This is a genomic window from Bdellovibrio bacteriovorus, assembly GCF_001592745.1.
GTDB classification, from domain to species: domain Bacteria; phylum Bdellovibrionota; class Bdellovibrionia; order Bdellovibrionales; family Bdellovibrionaceae; genus Bdellovibrio; species Bdellovibrio bacteriovorus_B.
Map to the genome: position 1 here is coordinate 851403 of NZ_LUKD01000001.1, position 17031 is coordinate 868433.

At 45.5% G+C, this 17031-nt stretch carries 18 protein-coding genes and 1 pseudogene; 4 read left to right on the top strand and 15 right to left on the bottom strand.

Translation table 11 applies throughout. The features are described from left to right. Window positions 1-13 precede the first annotated feature (13 nt). A complete protein-coding gene (locus tag AZI87_RS03980; RefSeq protein WP_063205115.1) occupies window positions 14-442 on the bottom strand; it encodes a hypothetical protein in 429 nt (142 codons plus the stop codon). Window positions 443-545: 103 nt separating this feature from the next. Continuing rightward, window positions 546-1316, bottom strand: a complete 771-nt coding sequence (locus AZI87_RS03985; protein ID WP_063205116.1) for a DUF1266 domain-containing protein — start codon at window positions 1314-1316, stop codon at window positions 546-548. A 320-nt stretch (window positions 1317-1636) separates the two neighbouring features. Between AZI87_RS03985 and AZI87_RS03990 the strand changes: the two genes are divergently transcribed. Next, window positions 1637-2296: a hypothetical protein gene (locus tag AZI87_RS03990; RefSeq protein ID WP_063205117.1), complete on the top strand. Its 660-nt coding sequence runs from the start codon at window positions 1637-1639 to the stop codon at window positions 2294-2296. On the opposite strand, the gene aspS is transcribed toward AZI87_RS03990, so the two are convergent. Next, window positions 2293-4107, bottom strand: a complete 1815-nt coding sequence (gene aspS, locus AZI87_RS03995; protein ID WP_063205118.1) for an aspartate--tRNA ligase — start codon at window positions 4105-4107, stop codon at window positions 2293-2295. The two genes, AZI87_RS03990 and aspS, sit on opposite strands and share 4 nt — an antisense overlap. Before the next feature lie 209 nt (window positions 4108-4316). Between aspS and AZI87_RS04000 the strand changes: the two genes are divergently transcribed. Genes AZI87_RS04000 through AZI87_RS04010 form a run of 3 tightly spaced genes read left to right on the top strand, consistent with a single transcriptional unit; the run spans window position 4317 to window position 6072 of the window. Further along, the gene (locus tag AZI87_RS04000) at window positions 4317-4622 is read left to right on the top strand and encodes a polyhydroxyalkanoic acid system family protein (protein WP_063205119.1); all 306 of its coding nucleotides are present in this window, start codon (window positions 4317-4319) and stop codon (window positions 4620-4622) included. 5 nt (window positions 4623-4627) lie between these two features. After that, complete coding sequence (locus tag AZI87_RS04005) at window positions 4628-5728, top strand: sigma-70 family RNA polymerase sigma factor (RefSeq protein ID WP_063205120.1); 1101 nt, start codon at window positions 4628-4630, stop codon at window positions 5726-5728. Next, on the top strand, window positions 5725-6072 hold the full coding sequence (locus tag AZI87_RS04010) for a GFA family protein (protein WP_063205121.1): 348 nt from the start codon (window positions 5725-5727) through the stop codon (window positions 6070-6072). Before AZI87_RS04005 ends, AZI87_RS04010 begins: the two co-directional genes overlap by 4 nt. An 84-nt stretch (window positions 6073-6156) precedes the next feature. Here the strand turns inward: AZI87_RS04010 and AZI87_RS04015 are convergent, their stop codons facing one another. The 12 genes and pseudogenes from AZI87_RS04015 to AZI87_RS04070 form a co-directional block, all read right to left on the bottom strand. Then, a complete protein-coding gene (locus AZI87_RS04015) occupies window positions 6157-6942 on the bottom strand; it encodes a FliA/WhiG family RNA polymerase sigma factor (protein WP_041870846.1) in 786 nt (261 codons plus the stop codon). Window positions 6943-7012: 70 nt separating this feature from the next. Next, window positions 7013-7843, bottom strand: coding sequence for a MinD/ParA family protein (locus AZI87_RS04020; protein ID WP_063205122.1), 831 nt, complete (start codon window positions 7841-7843; stop codon window positions 7013-7015). Further along, the gene (gene flhF / locus AZI87_RS04025; RefSeq protein WP_063205123.1) at window positions 7840-9291 is read right to left on the bottom strand and encodes a flagellar biosynthesis protein FlhF; all 1452 of its coding nucleotides are present in this window, start codon (window positions 9289-9291) and stop codon (window positions 7840-7842) included. The genes AZI87_RS04020 and flhF overlap by 4 nt, the downstream gene beginning before the upstream one ends. Continuing rightward, the gene (flhA, locus tag AZI87_RS04030; RefSeq protein ID WP_063205124.1) at window positions 9281-11380 is read right to left on the bottom strand and encodes a flagellar biosynthesis protein FlhA; all 2100 of its coding nucleotides are present in this window, start codon (window positions 11378-11380) and stop codon (window positions 9281-9283) included. The genes flhF and flhA overlap by 11 nt, the downstream gene beginning before the upstream one ends. Then, window positions 11380-12441, bottom strand: coding sequence for a flagellar biosynthesis protein FlhB (gene flhB / locus AZI87_RS04035; RefSeq protein ID WP_063205125.1), 1062 nt, complete (start codon window positions 12439-12441; stop codon window positions 11380-11382). The genes flhA and flhB overlap by 1 nt, the downstream gene beginning before the upstream one ends. Window positions 12442-12473: 32 nt before the next feature. Continuing rightward, window positions 12474-13253, bottom strand: a complete 780-nt coding sequence (gene fliR / locus AZI87_RS04040; RefSeq protein WP_063205126.1) for a flagellar biosynthetic protein FliR — start codon at window positions 13251-13253, stop codon at window positions 12474-12476. Further along, window positions 13254-13526, bottom strand: a complete 273-nt coding sequence (gene fliQ, locus AZI87_RS04045) for a flagellar biosynthesis protein FliQ (RefSeq protein ID WP_041870835.1) — start codon at window positions 13524-13526, stop codon at window positions 13254-13256. It lies immediately after the preceding gene. A gap of 9 nt (window positions 13527-13535) precedes the next feature. Then, complete coding sequence (gene fliP / locus AZI87_RS04050) at window positions 13536-14285, bottom strand: flagellar type III secretion system pore protein FliP (protein ID WP_063206561.1); 750 nt, start codon at window positions 14283-14285, stop codon at window positions 13536-13538. 5 nt (window positions 14286-14290) lie between these two features. Then, window positions 14291-14941, bottom strand: coding sequence for a FliO/MopB family protein (locus AZI87_RS04055; RefSeq protein WP_063205127.1), 651 nt, complete (start codon window positions 14939-14941; stop codon window positions 14291-14293). 14 nt (window positions 14942-14955) lie between these two features. Next, window positions 14956-15207, bottom strand: a pseudogene (gene fliN / locus AZI87_RS04060) (flagellar motor switch protein FliN); the annotation flags it as partial. A gap of 129 nt (window positions 15208-15336) precedes the next feature. Further along, window positions 15337-16338: a flagellar motor switch protein FliM gene (gene fliM, locus AZI87_RS04065; protein WP_063205129.1), complete on the bottom strand. Its 1002-nt coding sequence runs from the start codon at window positions 16336-16338 to the stop codon at window positions 15337-15339. A gap of 9 nt (window positions 16339-16347) precedes the next feature. Beyond that, window positions 16348-16881, bottom strand: a complete 534-nt coding sequence (locus AZI87_RS04070; protein WP_063205130.1) for a flagellar basal body-associated FliL family protein — start codon at window positions 16879-16881, stop codon at window positions 16348-16350. Window positions 16882-17031: the final 150 nt, after the last annotated feature.

Genomic DNA, 17031 nt, shown 5'->3' on the forward strand with positions numbered 1-17031 from the left:
GAGATGTCAAGATTTAGGCGATTTTATTGTCTGAGATCTCTTTTAATGGAGCTGGCGCTGGCTGTGGGCGCAATTCCTTTTCTACAAAGAAAAGACCTTCGTTGTCTGTTGTCTTCGTCAACGCTTCTTCCGATTTCGTCATATCCCCTTCACGAGCGACTGATTTCGGGTTCTGGAAGAACTTTTGATTTAGATCTTCAATAACTTTCAACTTCTTCACTTCACCAGGATTTTTATAAACGGGAGAGGCCTCGGGCTCAGGAAGTTGACCGGTCATTTTCATCTCTTCCATCTGCTTGCTCAGCGAGATGCGATCTCCAAGAGAGTTTTTACCCATGGGTCTTCCAAGTGCCAAAGCCCCGGGTCTTGCAGGCTGCGCGACAGAGACGTCGGCAACACGCGTTCGTGGACTTGCTGGAAGAATTCCACTGATTTTTTCCATACCACACCTCCGTGTGTGTTGAATTTTGAAGGCCATCCTTGGTCTTCAAGTTATGTATCGGAATAAAACGTTCAAACTTGAGACAGACGGAGGAAAACTGGAACTAAGTCCAGGGAATGAAATGCCAAGGACTTGCAGGATGACCTAAGAGCTTCTGACAGATCTCTTTCACTTGCGGATCATCACTGCCCGACCAGAAAGTACGACCGATCAGAAAGCTTTGAGAAAACTCCATCCAGGATTCGAAATGACCTTCGACTATAGGAGCGAGTTTTAAAATTTCGGCCCAAGCTTCGTTATCATCTAAATAACCCGTAACGAAACAAAGACGAACCAAGTGAACATAGCGGGCGGCATCCCATCCTAGAATACCAGCCTCTTTTAAATATTTATTTGTACGTTGGATCCAGGAAGCAAGCTTCGTGTAATCCTCTTTGCTCATTTGCACTTCCTGCCCGACTTCGAGATCAAAGCAGAAGATCTGTTTGAATTTCTCTAAAGAGACAGCATCAATACTGCCGTCTGACGGAAGAGACGATCTTAAGACATTAAATTTTGTGCGGTGACCTTGTTGTCGGATATTTTCTAAGTTTTTCAAAGCCGAGGCCTTGTCTGTCACACCCCAAAATTCTTCAAGAATGCCGATGCAGTCCCCTTTGATCTCGGGACCGTAATTCATATCCAGACGAAAAAAGTACTCGCCAATTTCATCTAAAACTTGATCGCGGATTTCTGGGGCTAATTCTTTACCATCAATGAGATCAGACCCGACAACTTGAAACACCTCATCAAGAACTTGATTTTCTTCAACAAAGACTGCGCCCAAGCACATCATTCTTTTTTCTAAGGTGGTTTCTGGAAGTATACGGCGCATGGGGTCCTCTGTTTTCGTTTAGAATAACGGTCCCATATGATAGGGTGGAAATCAAGGCTCCCTCGAAGACGACATAGGTTGCCTTTGCTCGGACAGTCCTCGCTGACGCTGTTCCTTCGGAACATGCTGCTGCGGAACTCGCGACGGCAACCTATGTCGTCTTAGAGGGGTCCTTGCTTCTACACCGTAACGCGGTAGGATTTTGGGCTTCGCCAAGGGCTCGTTGTTTCGCACTTGGGTGGGGTTTTTTTGGTCTTCGGCGGGTTGTGGGCGCGTTGATTTGGAATATTTTTGGGCGTTTTTGGGAGAGTTGGGTTTCTATGCTTAAGAAAATTTTGATGGGTTTAGCGGCGCTCTTTTTTATTTTGGTCGGTGGGCTTGTTTTGATTATGGGGTATGTGTTTAACAATCCTGAGTCGGTTTTTACGGCTTTTCAGTCGGTGACTGATAAGTTTATGCAGGGGCAGAAGTATGAGGAGCCCGGAGAGTTTTTTCTTCAGGGGATTTCTGAAGTTTCTTTGAATGCTCGTCGTGTGGATATGGTTGTGCGTACGCATTCGGGACCTACTCTGAAAGTACTTTTGCATGGGAAGGTTCCTCGTTTTGAGCCGGGGCCTTTTATTGTTCAGATGGCAGAGAAAGATATTTTGCGTGTGGATTTTCAAGAGCCTTTGGCTAGTAACTGGATTCAGATGAATGTGAATGGCGAAGAGTTCACGCAAGAGTCGGATTCAAAATTGACGGCGGATGTTTATTTGCCTCAGTCGTATAAAGGCAAAATTCTTATTAAAACCGAAGAAGGCAACGTGACTTTGCGTCTGCCTGAAGATCTTTTCTATGAAACGGATTTACAGTCGGTTTCTGGCAAAGTGACTAATAACTTAAAACAAAAACCCACTTCCGAGATTCTTCCTTCAGAAGTGGGTCATATTAAAATTCAAACTCAGTCTGGTGCTATTGTCGTTGAAAACGACAATTAGACCTTCTTCATTTCTTCTAAGTTTTTCTCTGCTAGCGGGCTTAAACGAACGCCGACTTCAGTTAACTGATCGCGGCTGACTTCGCTTGGGCAGTCCGCCATTAAGTCTGAAGCTTTCGCTGTTTTTGGGAATGCGATTACTTCACGGATAGCATCAGTTCCGCACAATAACATCACCAGACGGTCCATACCCCAGGCGATACCACCGTGTGGAGGAGCTCCGTATTTCAAAGCGTCTAACAAGAAACCAAACTTCGCCTCTTGTTGTTCTTTATTCATACCTAGAAGACGGAACATCGCCTGTTGCAATTCTGTGCGGTAAATACGGATACTTCCGCCACCCATTTCATAGCCATTACAAACAAGGTCATATGCTTTTGCTAGCATTTTACCGTACGAAGACTCATCCCCGTCGATCAAGGCTTGCATGTATTCGTCCTTCGGTGATGTGAACGGATGGTGCCTTGAAACCCAACGTTTTTCATCTGGAGAATATTCAAAAGCTGGGAAGTCGATCACCCATAGGAAATGATCCTTGGAAGTGTCGATCAAGTTCAATTCTTTACCCAAGTGCAAACGAAGCGTTGATAGAGCTGCGCAAGCTGTGTCGAAATCATCGGCTACGATCAAAGCACAGTCGCCGTGATTTGCGCCGACTGTTTTAAACATCTCGGCCAACTTCTCAGGGCTGAAGAATTTGGAAACTGGAGACGCGTAAGATCCATCCGCTTCTGTTTTAATCCATACCAAGCCTTTTGCTCCCGCGCGTTTTGCCATGTCCGTTAGCTTGTCGAACTGACCGCGAGAGTATGACGCTCCTTTTGGCACGGCAATACCGCGCACGATACCACCACGAGCGATAACTTCGTCGAAAACTTTGAAGCCGGAACCCGTTACAACTTTTTGAAGATCTTTGATCTCCATACCAAAGCGAGTGTCTGGTTTATCGATGCCATAACGGTCCATCGCCTCTTGATAAGACATGCGAGGGATATCACCGACATCCACACCTTTAACTTCTTTCCAGATTGTGCGCAGAAGTTTTTCATTCATTTGCATGATGTCTTCTTGATCGATGAAAGACATTTCCATGTCGATCTGAGAAAACTCTGGCTGACGGTCCGCGCGCAAGTCTTCGTCACGGAAGCAGCGAGCGATTTGGAAATAGCGGTCATAACCCGACACCATCAAAAGCTGTTTTAAGATTTGTGGTGACTGAGGAAGCGCATAGAAAGTTCCTTGATTCACGCGTGAAGGAACTAGATAGTCACGCGCGCCTTCCGGAGTTGATTTAAATAAAATCGGAGTTTCGATTTCAACGAAACCTTGTTCTGAAAGAAAGCGGCGTACTAATTGCGCCACTTTGTGACGAACCATCAGGTGATTCGTCAAGCGCGGTGAACGCAAATCCAGGTAACGATGTTTAAGACGCAAGGTCTCGTTCACGTTAGGATCATCGACTTGAAACGGAGGGACTGCGGATTCATTTAAGATCTCACAGCGAGTGGCCTCGATTTCGATCTCCCCTGTTTTGATTTTTTTATTTTTCATGCCTTCAGGACGCGCACGAACGACACCCTCAAGCGCCAATACGAATTCACCACGCAGGTTTTTTGCAGAAGATGTTTCTGCTTTATTTGGATCAAGAACAACCTGCACGATTCCTTCACGGTCACGAAGGTCGATGAAAACCAAACTTCCGTGATCTCGGCGGACATCCACCCAGCCCATGAGGACGACTTTTTGTCCAATTTGGGATGTACCTAGACTTCCGCAGTAATTTGTTCGCTTAAGCTCTTTTACAAACTTCATAGATGTACCTTTTTGTGAAGGAAGGATTTAGTGACGATGCACTGGGGCTTAGATTTGCACATTGTGCCAATACAGTCAAAAAGCATCTTTTTATCCTTCCTAAAAGTAAGCCTTATCTCCGGAGGCCAGTGTAAGAGCTTTGTCTTTGCCAAATGGACCCGATATACTTTCAAAATCGAAGGACCGTAACTCAAGAGAGGAACTTTTTTATGCCTAAATTTACGATCGACCACCAAAGCAGCCACTCGGTTGAGGAAGCTTACTCTAAAATCAAAGAATTCCTTTCGAACGACCAGGATATTCGACGCTTTGACCCAAAACTTCAGTGTTCTTTTGATGACGGCTCTAAGAGTGCCGCATTGAAAGGTTCGCAGTTCAAAGCTGACATGTCGCTTACATCGTCTGGCGCGGGCAGTAAAGTCTCTGTCACGGTGGATCTGCCGTTGATGCTCACTCCGTTCAAAGGTAAAGTGCAGGAAACTCTGCAAAGGAAACTGGCTAAGTACCTTGGCTAACCTCTATGGCGAAAACAAAGGCTCGAACTCCAAAAAAGGACGCGGAAAAGAAACCGAAGATTGCAAAAAAAGCATCTTCTGGAAAAGCCGCGCCTGAAAAAAAGGTCGAGACGAAAAGTGTTGTCGCCGAAATCGTTGAAGATTCTTCACAAGACGAATTTCAACCCTCAACAGAGGCTGAAAAAGCTTATACCGTTGAAACCCCCGATGAAGATTTTGATATCGAAGAGCCGCAAGAGTCCAAAGCGGTCACTGTCGGCTCTTCCAAATCCATCACTTCATCCGATCCTTTGGTAATGTATCTGAATGAAATTCGTCGATACAAAGTTTTGACCAAAGAAGAAGAACTGGCTTTAGCGAAAAAATATTTCGAAGGAAAAGATCCCGCCGCCGCTGAAGCCCTGGTGAAAGCCAATCTACGTTTCGTTGTCAAAGTGGCGGCCGAGTATTCAAAATTCGGCGCTAAGATGATCGACCTTATCCAAGAAGGTAACGTTGGCTTGATGCACGCGGTACGCGACTTCAATCCCTATAAAGGGGCACGTCTTATCACCTATGCTGTCTGGTGGATTCGTGGTTATATTCAAGAGTTTTTAATGCGTCAGTATTCCATGGTGCGTATCGGGACGACTCAAAACCAGCGCAAACTTTTCTATCAGCTGCAAAAAGAAAAAGAAGCTCTTGATGCCATGGGTATTGAGCCTAACACAGCCTTGATCAGTTCTCGCCTGGGAATTCCTGAAGACGAAGTGCGCGACATGGCCATGCGTATGTCGGGCCGGGACGTTAGCTTAGATCGTCCGGTGGATGAAGACTCAGGAACAAGCCTCGGTGATCTTCAAAAAAATATGAATGATCAACCTCTGGACGAGATGCTGGCTAAAGAAGAGCAGCTCAGTATCTTAAAGAAAAAGATCGAAGAGATTCGCCCCGAGCTTTCGGACCGCGAAAAAATTATTCTGGATGAGCGCATCTTGAATGACGATCCTTTGACGTTGCAGGAAATCGGCGAAAAGTACAAAATCACTCGCGAGGCCGTTCGCCAAATGGAAGCGCGCCTTTTGAAAAAAATTAAAGCCAAAATGGAAGAGGACATAAAAGAATGACCTACACAGGACAATGCCACTGCGGAAACGTGAAGTTCGAAGTTGAGATGACTATTGAAACTCTGGTTGCCTGCAACTGCTCCATCTGCAAACGCAAAGGTCACCTTTTGGCTTTCGCTCCTGAGTCTCACTTCAAACTTCTTTCTGGTGAAGCATCATTGAAAGACTACCAATTCGGCAAAAAATCCATTCACCACTACTTCTGCTCAAACTGCGGCGTAGGATGTTTCGGTGCCGGCACATCTCCTGACGGCACAAAATCGCGCGCGATCAATGTGCGCTGCCTCGATGGCGTCGACTTCACAAAATTCCCAGTGCACAACTACGATGGCGCCAGCCTCTAAAGGCTGCAAGATAAGTCACACTATCCCAAAATAAAAAAAGGACGCTGCGAGCGTCCTTTTTTTATTTCAATATGTGTGAATTAATTAAGCGATCTCAAGCTCGCCGGCACCGATAGTTGCTGCCAGTTTAGCACGTAGACGAGCCACGGCTTGAGCGTGAAGTTGCGATACGCGTGATTCAGTCACACGCAGAACTTGACCGATCTCTTTTAAGTTCAAGTCTTCGTAGTAATACAAAGAAAGCACAAGACGCTGTCTTTCAGGAAGCTCTTCGATAGCTTGCGCGACAACTTCTTTGATGTTTTTAACATTCAATTGATTGAAAGGACTGTTCGTGCGTGAACCTTCCAAAATATCCATGATGGATTTTTTGTCGGTATTGCTGAATGTTGTCGCCTGATCAATCGGAAGAAGACTGACCGGACGAACTTGGTTCACTAGATCGTGGAATTCATCGATAGAAACATTGAGGGCTTTAGCAACTTCTTCATCTGTTGGTGTACGGCCCAAGTCCGCTTCCAACTGAACCATTGTTTTATCAAGAAGTTTGGCTTTATCACGGATCGAACGCGGAACCCAGTCTTGGGCGCGAAGTTCATCCAGAATCGCTCCACGAATACGGAATTCAGCGTAAGTTTTAAATTTATTATCACGTGTAGAATCGTATTTTTCGATGGCGTCCATCAAACCGATAACACCAGCAGAAATCAAATCATCCAATTCGATATTAGAGGGAAGACGAACGGCGATTTTTTGCGCGATGAACTTAATTAGCGGCGCGTATTCTCTGATAAGATCATCTTTTTGATTCGCAGCGAGCTTGCGTGGCTCTTCTTTGTACTTTTTCAACAATGCCGCATTTTTCCCCATATTTTTCCCTCTTAAAAACTATGTTAGCAAACAGGTTCGTGGCCCGAAAGTCCAAATCTGTTTTTCTCTTCTATGCAAACCCTACGACCTGATCCCAGAACATTTGCATGCCCCCGGTGCTTTCTACTTGCTTTGAAGATTTCTCGATCTGACTACACACTTGACGAATTGCTTTGGATGATTCCGCACCCACATCGTGTCTCACTATGAGACGCTGTTGTTGCACGGCTTTTTTCAAAACCACATCATTCGGAACTGAACCCCAATAGTCCAGACCAATGTAGAGGAAGCGATTCACAACATCGTTGAAGCGCTGATAAAGGCCCAAGCCTTCTTGCTCATCACGCACTTGATTGCAGATGATAGAGAAGTGATTCACTTTGTATTGCTTGTTTAAAACTTTGATCAATGCATACGCATCCGCAAAGCTGGAAGGATCCGGAGTGATCACTACGGAAACCGTTTGGGCTGCGGAGTTCAGGAACAAAACGTTTTCAGCAATGCCCGGAGCCGTGTCGATAAGAAGATAATCAAAACCCAGAGGCAAACAGCTCACCGCTTCAACCATTGCGCGACGCTCGAAGTGATTCATATGATTGAACTCAACGACACCACTGCCGCCAGGAATAAGAAATACATCTTTAGACACTTCTGTCAGGATGTCTTTCATCTCTTTACGCCCCGCCAGAATGTCATGAATATTACCCGAAGGTTTCACGCCAAAAAAGATATCTACGTTGGCCATGCCCAAGTCACCATCCAGGATCAAAACCTTTTTGCCTTTTTGGGACAGGGTTAAAGCCAGATTCGCCACCATCGTTGTTTTGCCTACTCCACCTTTACCGGAAGTAATGCTGATAGTGCGTGTTTTATGCATATTGAATGAGTTCACGTTTCTCATATAGCTTCTGAATCCTGTTGTTTGAATTTCGTGATTTTAAAGATCAAATCCAAAAGACGCTCTTTAGTTGCGAATTCAAAGTCTTCCGGCACACGAGGTCCGATACCGAAGGAATGAAGTGGGATATCAAAGCGCTTCATAAAGTTGTAAATGGAGCCATGCTGAGTTGACTCATCCAAAGAAGTGAAGATCACGTCTTTGTAGTTCATACCCGCATAACGGCGTCCCAGTTCGGTCGCATCGGCGTCTTTCACATTCGTGGAAAGAACCAGGTGGATATTTGGATTTAATGCGGAAGGCGGCAGAAGAGATTTCAACATTTGAATCTCATCTGGATTCTTCAAGCTCATACCTGTGTAATCAACCAGAACACAGTCCACATTCGGAAGATAGCGCATCAAGCTTGTCCAATCATTCTGTGAACGAATCACTGAAAACGGAACATTCAGAATTTGCGCATATATCTTCATTTGATCAGCAGCGCCGACTTTAAAAGTGTCCGTCGTGAAAAGAGCAATCTTTTTGCCTTCACGAACCACCATCTGACTTGCCATCTTAATCAAAGCCGAAGTTTTACCAGCACCTGCAGGCCCCACGAAACAGTGAATTTTCCCTGCTGTCGGATTGCTAACAGTTCTGGTGTTATCAAGAACGTGACGAGCCACCCAAGCTTCCACCAAAGCTTTGTTTTTTAGTTTCAAAGCAGGAAGACTTTCTTGCGCCGAAGTTAAAATTTCTGCGGCGATTTCTCTAGCCATTCCAGCAGAGGTCAATTTTTCAAAAACAAAACTCAAATCGTAGTTGATACCGTAGTCAGCGCCAGGGTGAGTGCCGACGAAGCTTTGAGGCATTTGCTGGAACTGAGTGATAACTTGTTTAAGACTTGCGATTTCATTTTTAAGAGCCGCAATCTCTGGAGATTCAGTTTGTGCCGGAATAGCCACCCGTGCCACAGGAGCCGGAGCTGCCGGTTGTTGTGGAGCTTTCTTCGTCGCATTTCCTCTTGTCGAGAAAATTTCATCTTGCTCCTGGAAAGCATTCAAGGCGCGTTGAGCCGCGGAACGAACACGTTCTTCCGCCATCATTCTTTGGCGTTGCTCGGCTTCATCCTCGATGTCGATGTAACGACGTTGAGTGATCGGAGCGGCAGGTTGACTCTTTTGCACATGCTTTTCCACCATTTTGTGGATGAGCTCTTTCTGCTGACGAGCCGGGCTTTTTAAGAATTTTTCGCGATCTTGTTCACGCAGGCGAGACTCTGCAAATTTCTTTTTTTGCAAAGTTTCTTCAGAAACGGCCGCCGTGATTTCAACGGAACCTTCCCCGACCAAGCCAAAGCTTTTGTTGTTATCGCGGGCAGAAAGAATGATGGCATCAGGTCCCAACTGGGTCTTCACCATCTCTAAGGCTTCTTTCATCGTTCTAGCTTCAAATTTCTTAACCTGCATGGCTCATCTCCACGAGTGCAACCGATTGAACATCCGCATCTGACGTCAACTCATTGTGCGAAAGCACCACAAGCTGAGGAATGAAGCGAGATGTAAGCTTATATAAATGACGACGCGAAGTCGGGCTTGTCAGAAGAATCGGCTGACTTGCCACTTCCGGATGGTTTTCTACGGTGCGCGCGATTTCATTGATCAAGCGATGCGCCGTATTTGGATCCATCACCAACTGAACCCCTTGCTCTGTTTGCAGCAACGAGTTCGCGATCAATTCCTCAATAATAGGATGCAACGTCATGACTGGAATGTTGCCTTGATCTGTTGTGTATTTTGCCGTGATACCACGAGCAAGATTTCTACGAACTTGTTCTGTTAAAACTTCGATATCTTTATTGCGAGGAGCCTCATCCGCCAAAGTCTCAAAGATCGTTAGAAGGTCACGGATGGACACTTGCTCTTTTAACAAGTTTTGCAATACGCGAACCACAGATCCCAAAGACAACATGTCGGGGATAAGTTCTTCGACGACTTTAGGATGAGATTTTTTGAAGTTCTCAATTAAAGTAGAAGCTTCCTGACGACCTAACAATTCATGCGCATGAGCACGAACAATTTCCGTTAAGTGAGTTGCCATGACAGTTGGCAAATCCACCACTGTGTAACCAGCGATCTCTGCATCTTCCTTGCGAGCCGGTGAAATCCAAAGAGCATCTAGACCGAAGGCAGGCTCTTTTGTCGCGATACCGTCAATGCGTTCTGCCACATTTCCTGGATCCATCGCCAACAAGGATTCGGGACGAAGAAGTCCGCCACCGACTTTATTTCCTTTAATCAAGACACGGTATTCACCCGGCGCCAATTGCAAGTTGTCGCGGATGTGAATACTTGGAACCACGATCCCCAGATCCAAAGCAAATTGCTTACGGATACTGACGATACGTTCAAGCAAATCACCACTAGAATCTGATTCCACAATATTGATAAGACCATAACCCACTTCGAGTTCGACCATATCCAATGGAAGCATTGTTTCGATGTTTTCTTTTTTCGGCGCAGTCAAAGCAGCATCTGACTGTTTCTTTTCAGCTTCTGCTTTTTCCAAGCGAGCTTTCTTGATAACCCAAGAAGTACCGCAAAGAAGACCACCCATCACGAGGAATGGAACCGTTGGAAGACCTGGGATAAGACCCAATAGAATCAACACACCGCCGGCGATCATCACCGCGCGAGGTTTAACAAAAAGTTGTCCCGTGACTTCTTCACCGACGTCTTTGTCAGAATTTGAAGTACGAGTCACGATGATACCGGCTGCCGTTGAGATCACGATCGCAGGGATCTGACACAGAAGACCGTCACCGATCGTCAACATCGTGTAGTATTTAGCGGCTGTACCGATATCCAAACCTTTTTGAATAACACCGATACCCAAACCACCCAAAATATTAATGATAGTGATAATAATACCGGCAATGGCGTCACCACGTACGAACTTCGAGGCACCGTCCATCGCACCGTAAAAATCCGCTTCCCCTTCGATTTGCTTACGACGTTTACGAGCTTCCGCTTCTGTGATGTGACCTGAGTTCAACTCAGCATCGATCGACATTTGCTTACCTGGCATCGCATCTAAAGTGAAACGAGCTGCCACTTCCGCCACGCGCTCAGAACCTTTAGTGATAACCATGAAGTTGATGACCATCAAGATGATGAACATCACAAAACCGATGACATAGTTTCCGCCGACAACGAAGTTGGCAAAAGACGCGATCACGGAACCCGCGGCTTTTTCCCCTTCATGTCCGTGAGTCAGGATCAAACGCGTGGTCGCCACGTTCAAAGACAAACGGAATAAAGTCGTCATCAACAGAAGTGATGGGAAAGATGTGAAATCCAAAGCGCGGTCAGTGTAAATAGCCACCAACAGGATCAAAACACTGATCGCTAATGAGAAAGTCAAAGACATGTCCAACATGAACGGTGGAAGTGGGATGATCATCACCGCCAAAATAGCCAAAAGACCGAACGCAATGAAGAGATCGGTATTCTTGGTAATTTTATCAAACCGCTTTAAGAACTGAAACAGTTGATCCATTATCTTTTCTTCCTACGCAAACGATAAACATATGAAAGCACTTCGGCGACCGCGACAAAGAGCTCTCGAGGTATAACTTGTCCAATTTTAAGTGTTTTAAAGATCGTGCGCGCCAGTGGTTTGTTTTCCACGATCGGAATGTTGTTTTCGCGCGCGACTTCTTTGATTTTTTCCGCCACGTGGTCAGCACCCATAGCCACGATTTGCGGAGCCGGAAGATTGTCCGTGTACTTAAGAACAACCGCAATATGTGTGGGATTTGTAATAACGACGTCGGCTTTAGGAATTTCCGCCATCATACGCTTGCTCGCCATTTCACGTTGAATACGACGAATGCGTGATTTGATCATGGGATCACCCTCACGCTGCTTGTGCTCTTCTTTGACTTCCTGTTTCGTCATCATCATTTTCTTTTCAAGGTCCCAGCGTTGATAGAAATAATCTGCCAGTGCAATCACCAGCATCACTCCACCAACCCCGCCCAAAAGTTTTACGACGATGCTACCTAGGTACATCAAGATCTGCTCAACAGAGAATGTCAGCATGTAAGGGATTTGACGAACTTCACCACGAAGAAGGAAATAAAGAACCAAGCCGACCGCGCCCATTTTTAGAATGGACTTAACAGCTTCTACGACCGCGCGAAGACTGAAAACGCGCTTGAAGCCCTCTACAGGATTCACTTTTTCAAAGTTTGGAGAAAGAGCATCTTCGACACGCAAGAAACCAACTTGTGCCAAAGAAGAAACCGCACCGATTAAGCCCGCAATACCGGCAACAGGCGCGATCAAGATCAAAGCTTTTTCACCGTTAAAGCGGAAAGCTTCCGTGAACTTGCCTTCACGCACTAGCACAACCATGTCTTGACCGAATGAGTATTGGAAAAGTTCGTAGAAGTTCTTGAAGAAAAAGCGACCCAAAACATACACGCCACCAGCCGCAGCAAGCAATAATGCCGCTGACGCCAGCTCTTTTGTATGGGCGACGTTCCCTTTTTTGCGAAACTCTTCCCGTCTCGCCTGCGTCGCCTTTTCGGTCTTTTCGCCGTTTTCCGCAGCCATCTCGTTCCTTCCTAGAACTTAAAAGCTTGTTACTATAAGTGTTTCATCACCGCGAACAATTTGCTAGCAGTGATATCAACTACACTTTGCATTTCCATCGTCATCAAAGGCAGGCACAAAAACACCACTGCCATACCGATCATGATTGTTACGGGCATGCTTGTTACCAAGACGTTGATCTGGGGGACTGCTCTTCCTAAGATCCCCATCGCTACGTTTACTAACAAGATGGTCACCATCACCGGTGCACACATCTTGATTGCCATAAGCATGACGTCTTGGCCGTAAGCAGCCATTTCGGCGAAAGGCCCCACATTCAGAGAAAGCGAGCTGACCGGAATCAGATCGTAGCTTTGCGCGATCGCGCTAATAAGCATGTGGTGACCGTTAATAGCTAAAAATACCAATGTTCCTAAAGTTGAATAGAATTGATCAATAACGTTCCCGTTACTGCCCAACATAGGGTTGTACATCTGAGATGCACTTAAACCCACGGACATGGAAACCAAGTCCCCTGTCATTGTGACTACGAAGAAGAACAGGCGGGTTAAAAATCCGATGCTTAATCCGACGATCAGTTCGCGGATAGCTAAGCCGATGATTTCATTGGAAACTAATGCGTAATCGACGTTTCCAACCTTCACCAAAGGGAATAAAAGAACGCTGAGAACGATAGAAAGAAGAACTTTAATCGGAACCGTGATTGTCGGAGAGCCAAAGACCGCTGAAGAAATAACAAAGGCGATCATGCGCAGGAAAACCAACGCAAAAAGCAGAATCTGTGCCTCTGTCATCGTGCTCCAGTTGATCATCTATTCCCTTACCATCACAGCGATGTTTTCAAAAAGATTGACGGTGTATGTGCTCATCACATCCATCATCCACGGACCGGCTAAGACAAAGACCAAAGCCACCACGATCATTTTGGGAATGAAGGTCAAAGTCGCTTCGTTGATCTGAGTCAAGGCTTGGAAAATACTCACGGCCAAACCTACCACCAGCGTGCTGATCAAAAGCGGAGCGGCCAGCATCGCCGTTGTTCTTAAAGCATCTTGTCCAAGTCTAATTACTAATTCGTCTGTCATCTTTCACCTCTATCCGAAACTCTTAACCATCGAACCGATGAGAAGACCCCATCCATCCACAAGGACAAAGAGCATGATTTTAAAGGGTAATGAAATTACTACCGGAGGAAGCATCATCATACCCATCGCCATCAAAACGCTGGACGCCACGATGTCGATAACAAGGAATGGAAGGAAGATGATAAAGCCGATTTGAAAGGCTGTTTTAAGTTCAGAGACGACAAACGCTGGCACCAAAACCATCGTCGGAACATCCGCACGTGTCTTAGGCGCATCGATTTTAGAGAGCTTGATAAACAAAGCTAAATCCGAATCGCGCGTTTGATGGAACATAAACTTACGCAGAGGAGCAAGCGTATTTTCAATCGCCGCATCCTGAGAGATTTTTCCTGCTAAGTAAGGTTGAATTCCGTTTTGATTCATTTCATTAAAAGCAGGTTGCATCACAAAGAATGTTAGGAACAAAGCCAAACCCACCAACAATTGGTTTGGCGGCATTTGTTGCACACCCATTGCCTGTCTTAAGAAAGAAAGAACGATGATGATACGAGTAAAACCCGTCATCATAATTAAGATCGCCGGCGCTAAAGTCAGCACCGTCATGATCAAGATCAATTTAACCGCGTTCACGACCTCATTCGGGTTGTCAGTTGTTTTGAAACCCAAATTCACTGTCGGAAGTGTGACTTGTGCAAATGCGGAGGAAGTGAATAAAAGAACAAGGGGCAAAAGTACAAGACTGCAAAGAGTCCAATTCATTTTTCTCACTGAAGAGACCTCATTCCTTTAAGGCGTTTAGAAACGATATCTTTGATGCCGCTGATCGCAAACTCATCGTCCGTTTCAATAGAAGCTGCTGCTTTTTTACGAGGAGCTGAAGCTTCTTCCTGAGAATCTTCATCGAAAGAAGCTTTTGAACCCAGAACCTTACCGAAACTTTGCGGAGTTTCTTCAGGCACTTCTTCGTCAAGCAAGGACAAAGATTTGATCATAGAGATGTTATGATCTGTCACACCGATCAAGATCGACTCACCGGCTACACGCACAATCGCCAGGCTTTTCTTAGGACCTAGGAAATGCTGTTGCAAAACTTTGATCTGAGTTTGGTGTTTCTTAGCTTTAGGAACAGAGTATTTACGAAGGAAAATAAAAGCGCCTGTTCCGACCAAGCCCAAGATAGAAAGAGTGAAAAGGATGCGGAAGAAACCGCCGCCTTCCGATGCTGCTTTCTTATTTTTATCCAAGTTCAATGGAATCTCGGATTCTTTACGATTGTCGATTTTTCCATCTTCATGCGCCACGACACCAGCTTCCGCCGGAGCAGAAATTTCTGTTTGTTCAGAAGACGTGGCTGCTGAATCTGCCGCTTGAGCAGAAACTGAAAATACAAAAAGTAAAGAAAGCAACAAACGCATCTAAAACCTCTACCTTATTTAAGTTGTTCCACGCGCTCAGCTGGAGAAATGATATCCGTCAAACGCACACCGAACTTTTCGTTGACGACCACGGCTTCACCGCGTGCGATCAACTTGTCGTTCACGTAAACTTCCATCGGCTCACCCGCCAATTTATTCAATTCGATAACGCTACCTTGAGTCAGATTCAAAAGCTCACTCACCGGCATCTTTGTACGACCCAATTCCACAGAAACTTTCAATGGAATGTCTAAGATCAAGTTCAAGTTGCGATCGCTTTGGCCTGTTGGAGCTGCAGAAGTTTTTTTCGCTCCGCCATCTGCCATACCGGCTGCTTCCGCCACCAACTGATCTGCTAAGTTGTCCAATGTATCGTCACTCATTTTATCCCCCTACTACTTTGTCACCGGTCGAGTCACTTGGACTGCCACAGTTCCGTGATGGATTCCGTAATAACCTTTAAACTTTTTTACACCTTCGACCGTCACGTCGAACTCTCCCGAAGCGTCCTGATCCAATGGAATCACGTCGCCGACTTTCAAGTTCATCATGTCGCGAAGTTTGATTTCTGTTTCACCCAGGTTCACTTTGATTTCCATATCCGTTTCAAGAAGCTGTTCTTGAATGATCGAAGTCCAAAGCTTTTTATCTGTTTGATCTGATTCAACCTGGAAGCCTGTTGAGAGCTTTTGTTTGATCGGTTCGATGGTCGCGTAAGGAATTACGATAGAGATCGTCCCTGTCGCATTTTCAAGTTCGACGTCGAATGTCGAAGCGATAACCACGTCTGTCGGAGGCACGATACCTACGAACTGTGGATTCACTTCCGTACGAACAAAAGAACAACCGATTTTTTCAATAGATGCCCACGCGGCTTCAAGATCGTTGATTGCAAGACCTACGACTTTTTGCACGATCGAAAGTTCAATCGGCGTAAAATCTTTACCGTCAATTTTCGTGTACGGACGATCCGCACCACCGAAGAAACTGTCGACCAAAGCGTAAGCCAATTTACTTTCAATCACGAACAAAGCCGAACCGCGCAAGTTACCAAAACGTAGAACGCTCATGCATGTCGGCATTGGAAGCGTATTAATAAACTCACCGAATTTTAAAAACTCAGTGGAAGTTAAAGTGATGGAGGCGATTTTACGAAGTGCTGAAGACAAAGAAACGCGGAAAGCACGCATGAATTTTTCGTAAATAACTTCCAACTGAGGAAGACGACCACGAATAATACGGTCTTGGCTGGTAAGATCGTAAGAAACAATCTTACGCTCATCCACTTTACCGACATTCTGCGCTTCCGGCTTGGACGTATCCGACGACGCGACATCTCCGTCAGAGACCGCGGCTAACAGAGCATCCACTTCACTTTGTGAAAGAACCTGATTCATAGTCCTGCCTTAGTTGTAGATAAATTCAGTGAAGAACACGTTTGAAATCTTTCCTTGCACTAGGAAAGAGTTGATCGTGTCTTTAATTTCGTTTCTTAATCCGTCTTTACCTTCACGACTTGCAACGTCTTCATAAGTCTTTGAAGAAAGAATGATAATAATGATGTCGCGGATCTGCGCCTTGCGCTTTTCGATTTCATCAAGAACGTGGTCACCTTTGACCTCAAGTTCCATGTTTACTTTCGCGACCTTACGGCCTTTTGATCCTGCTAAATTGACGATGAATGTTTCTAAAGGCACAACCTTCCCCACGATTTCTTTTTCTTCCGTGGCTTCTTTATGTTGTGCTTCGGCTTCACCTTTAATGACTTGTTCAATCTTAGGTTCTGCTGCTTCTTTTTTCTTACCTTGATAAAGCATAAAACCCACGCCAGCGACCACCAACATATTGATAACCGCTAGGGCAATAAGTAGAATAGGCTTTTGTCCAGATCCCCCGCTCGGAGCTGACATTTCCGCTGCTGCCGCTTTTTCTTCAGCCATTCATCCTCCATGATGAAAGACCACAGAGTGGTCCTGACAGAAAACAAAGCAACTCGGATGCCAACGCAACCATGGTCGAGGTCTAGGAGATCGCAACCAACATATTTGATCTAAGGCAAATTTTGCCGCCCAGGAAAATGTTACCGAGAA

What these genes read in the sequence shown, in the direction of transcription:
- AZI87_RS04010 (WP_063205121.1), top strand. Translation starts at nt 5,725, where the DNA reads ATGACCTACACAGGACAATGCCACTGCGGAAACGTGAAGTTCGAAGTT.
- fliR (WP_063205126.1), bottom strand. Translation starts at nt 13,253, where the DNA reads ATGATCAACTGGAGCACGATGACAGAGGCACAGATTCTGCTTTTTGCG.
- AZI87_RS04015 (WP_041870846.1), bottom strand. Translation starts at nt 6,942, where the DNA reads ATGGGGAAAAATGCGGCATTGTTGAAAAAGTACAAAGAAGAGCCACGC.
- AZI87_RS03980 (WP_063205115.1), bottom strand. Translation starts at nt 442, where the DNA reads ATGGAAAAAATCAGTGGAATTCTTCCAGCAAGTCCACGAACGCGTGTT.
- AZI87_RS04000 (WP_063205119.1), top strand. Translation starts at nt 4,317, where the DNA reads ATGCCTAAATTTACGATCGACCACCAAAGCAGCCACTCGGTTGAGGAA.
- AZI87_RS04070 (WP_063205130.1), bottom strand. Translation starts at nt 16,881, where the DNA reads ATGGCTGAAGAAAAAGCGGCAGCAGCGGAAATGTCAGCTCCGAGCGGG.
- AZI87_RS04005 (WP_063205120.1), top strand. Translation starts at nt 4,628, where the DNA reads ATGGCGAAAACAAAGGCTCGAACTCCAAAAAAGGACGCGGAAAAGAAA.
- aspS (WP_063205118.1), bottom strand. Translation starts at nt 4,107, where the DNA reads ATGAAGTTTGTAAAAGAGCTTAAGCGAACAAATTACTGCGGAAGTCTA.
- AZI87_RS04055 (WP_063205127.1), bottom strand. Translation starts at nt 14,941, where the DNA reads ATGCGTTTGTTGCTTTCTTTACTTTTTGTATTTTCAGTTTCTGCTCAA.
- fliQ (WP_041870835.1), bottom strand. Translation starts at nt 13,526, where the DNA reads ATGACAGACGAATTAGTAATTAGACTTGGACAAGATGCTTTAAGAACA.
- flhB (WP_063205125.1), bottom strand. Translation starts at nt 12,441, where the DNA reads ATGGCTGCGGAAAACGGCGAAAAGACCGAAAAGGCGACGCAGGCGAGA.
- AZI87_RS04020 (WP_063205122.1), bottom strand. Translation starts at nt 7,843, where the DNA reads ATGAGAAACGTGAACTCATTCAATATGCATAAAACACGCACTATCAGC.
- flhF (WP_063205123.1), bottom strand. Translation starts at nt 9,291, where the DNA reads ATGCAGGTTAAGAAATTTGAAGCTAGAACGATGAAAGAAGCCTTAGAG.
- AZI87_RS03985 (WP_063205116.1), bottom strand. Translation starts at nt 1,316, where the DNA reads ATGCGCCGTATACTTCCAGAAACCACCTTAGAAAAAAGAATGATGTGC.
- fliP (WP_063206561.1), bottom strand. Translation starts at nt 14,285, where the DNA reads ATGAATTGGACTCTTTGCAGTCTTGTACTTTTGCCCCTTGTTCTTTTA.
- AZI87_RS03990 (WP_063205117.1), top strand. Translation starts at nt 1,637, where the DNA reads ATGCTTAAGAAAATTTTGATGGGTTTAGCGGCGCTCTTTTTTATTTTG.
- fliM (WP_063205129.1), bottom strand. Translation starts at nt 16,338, where the DNA reads ATGAATCAGGTTCTTTCACAAAGTGAAGTGGATGCTCTGTTAGCCGCG.
- flhA (WP_063205124.1), bottom strand. Translation starts at nt 11,380, where the DNA reads ATGGATCAACTGTTTCAGTTCTTAAAGCGGTTTGATAAAATTACCAAG.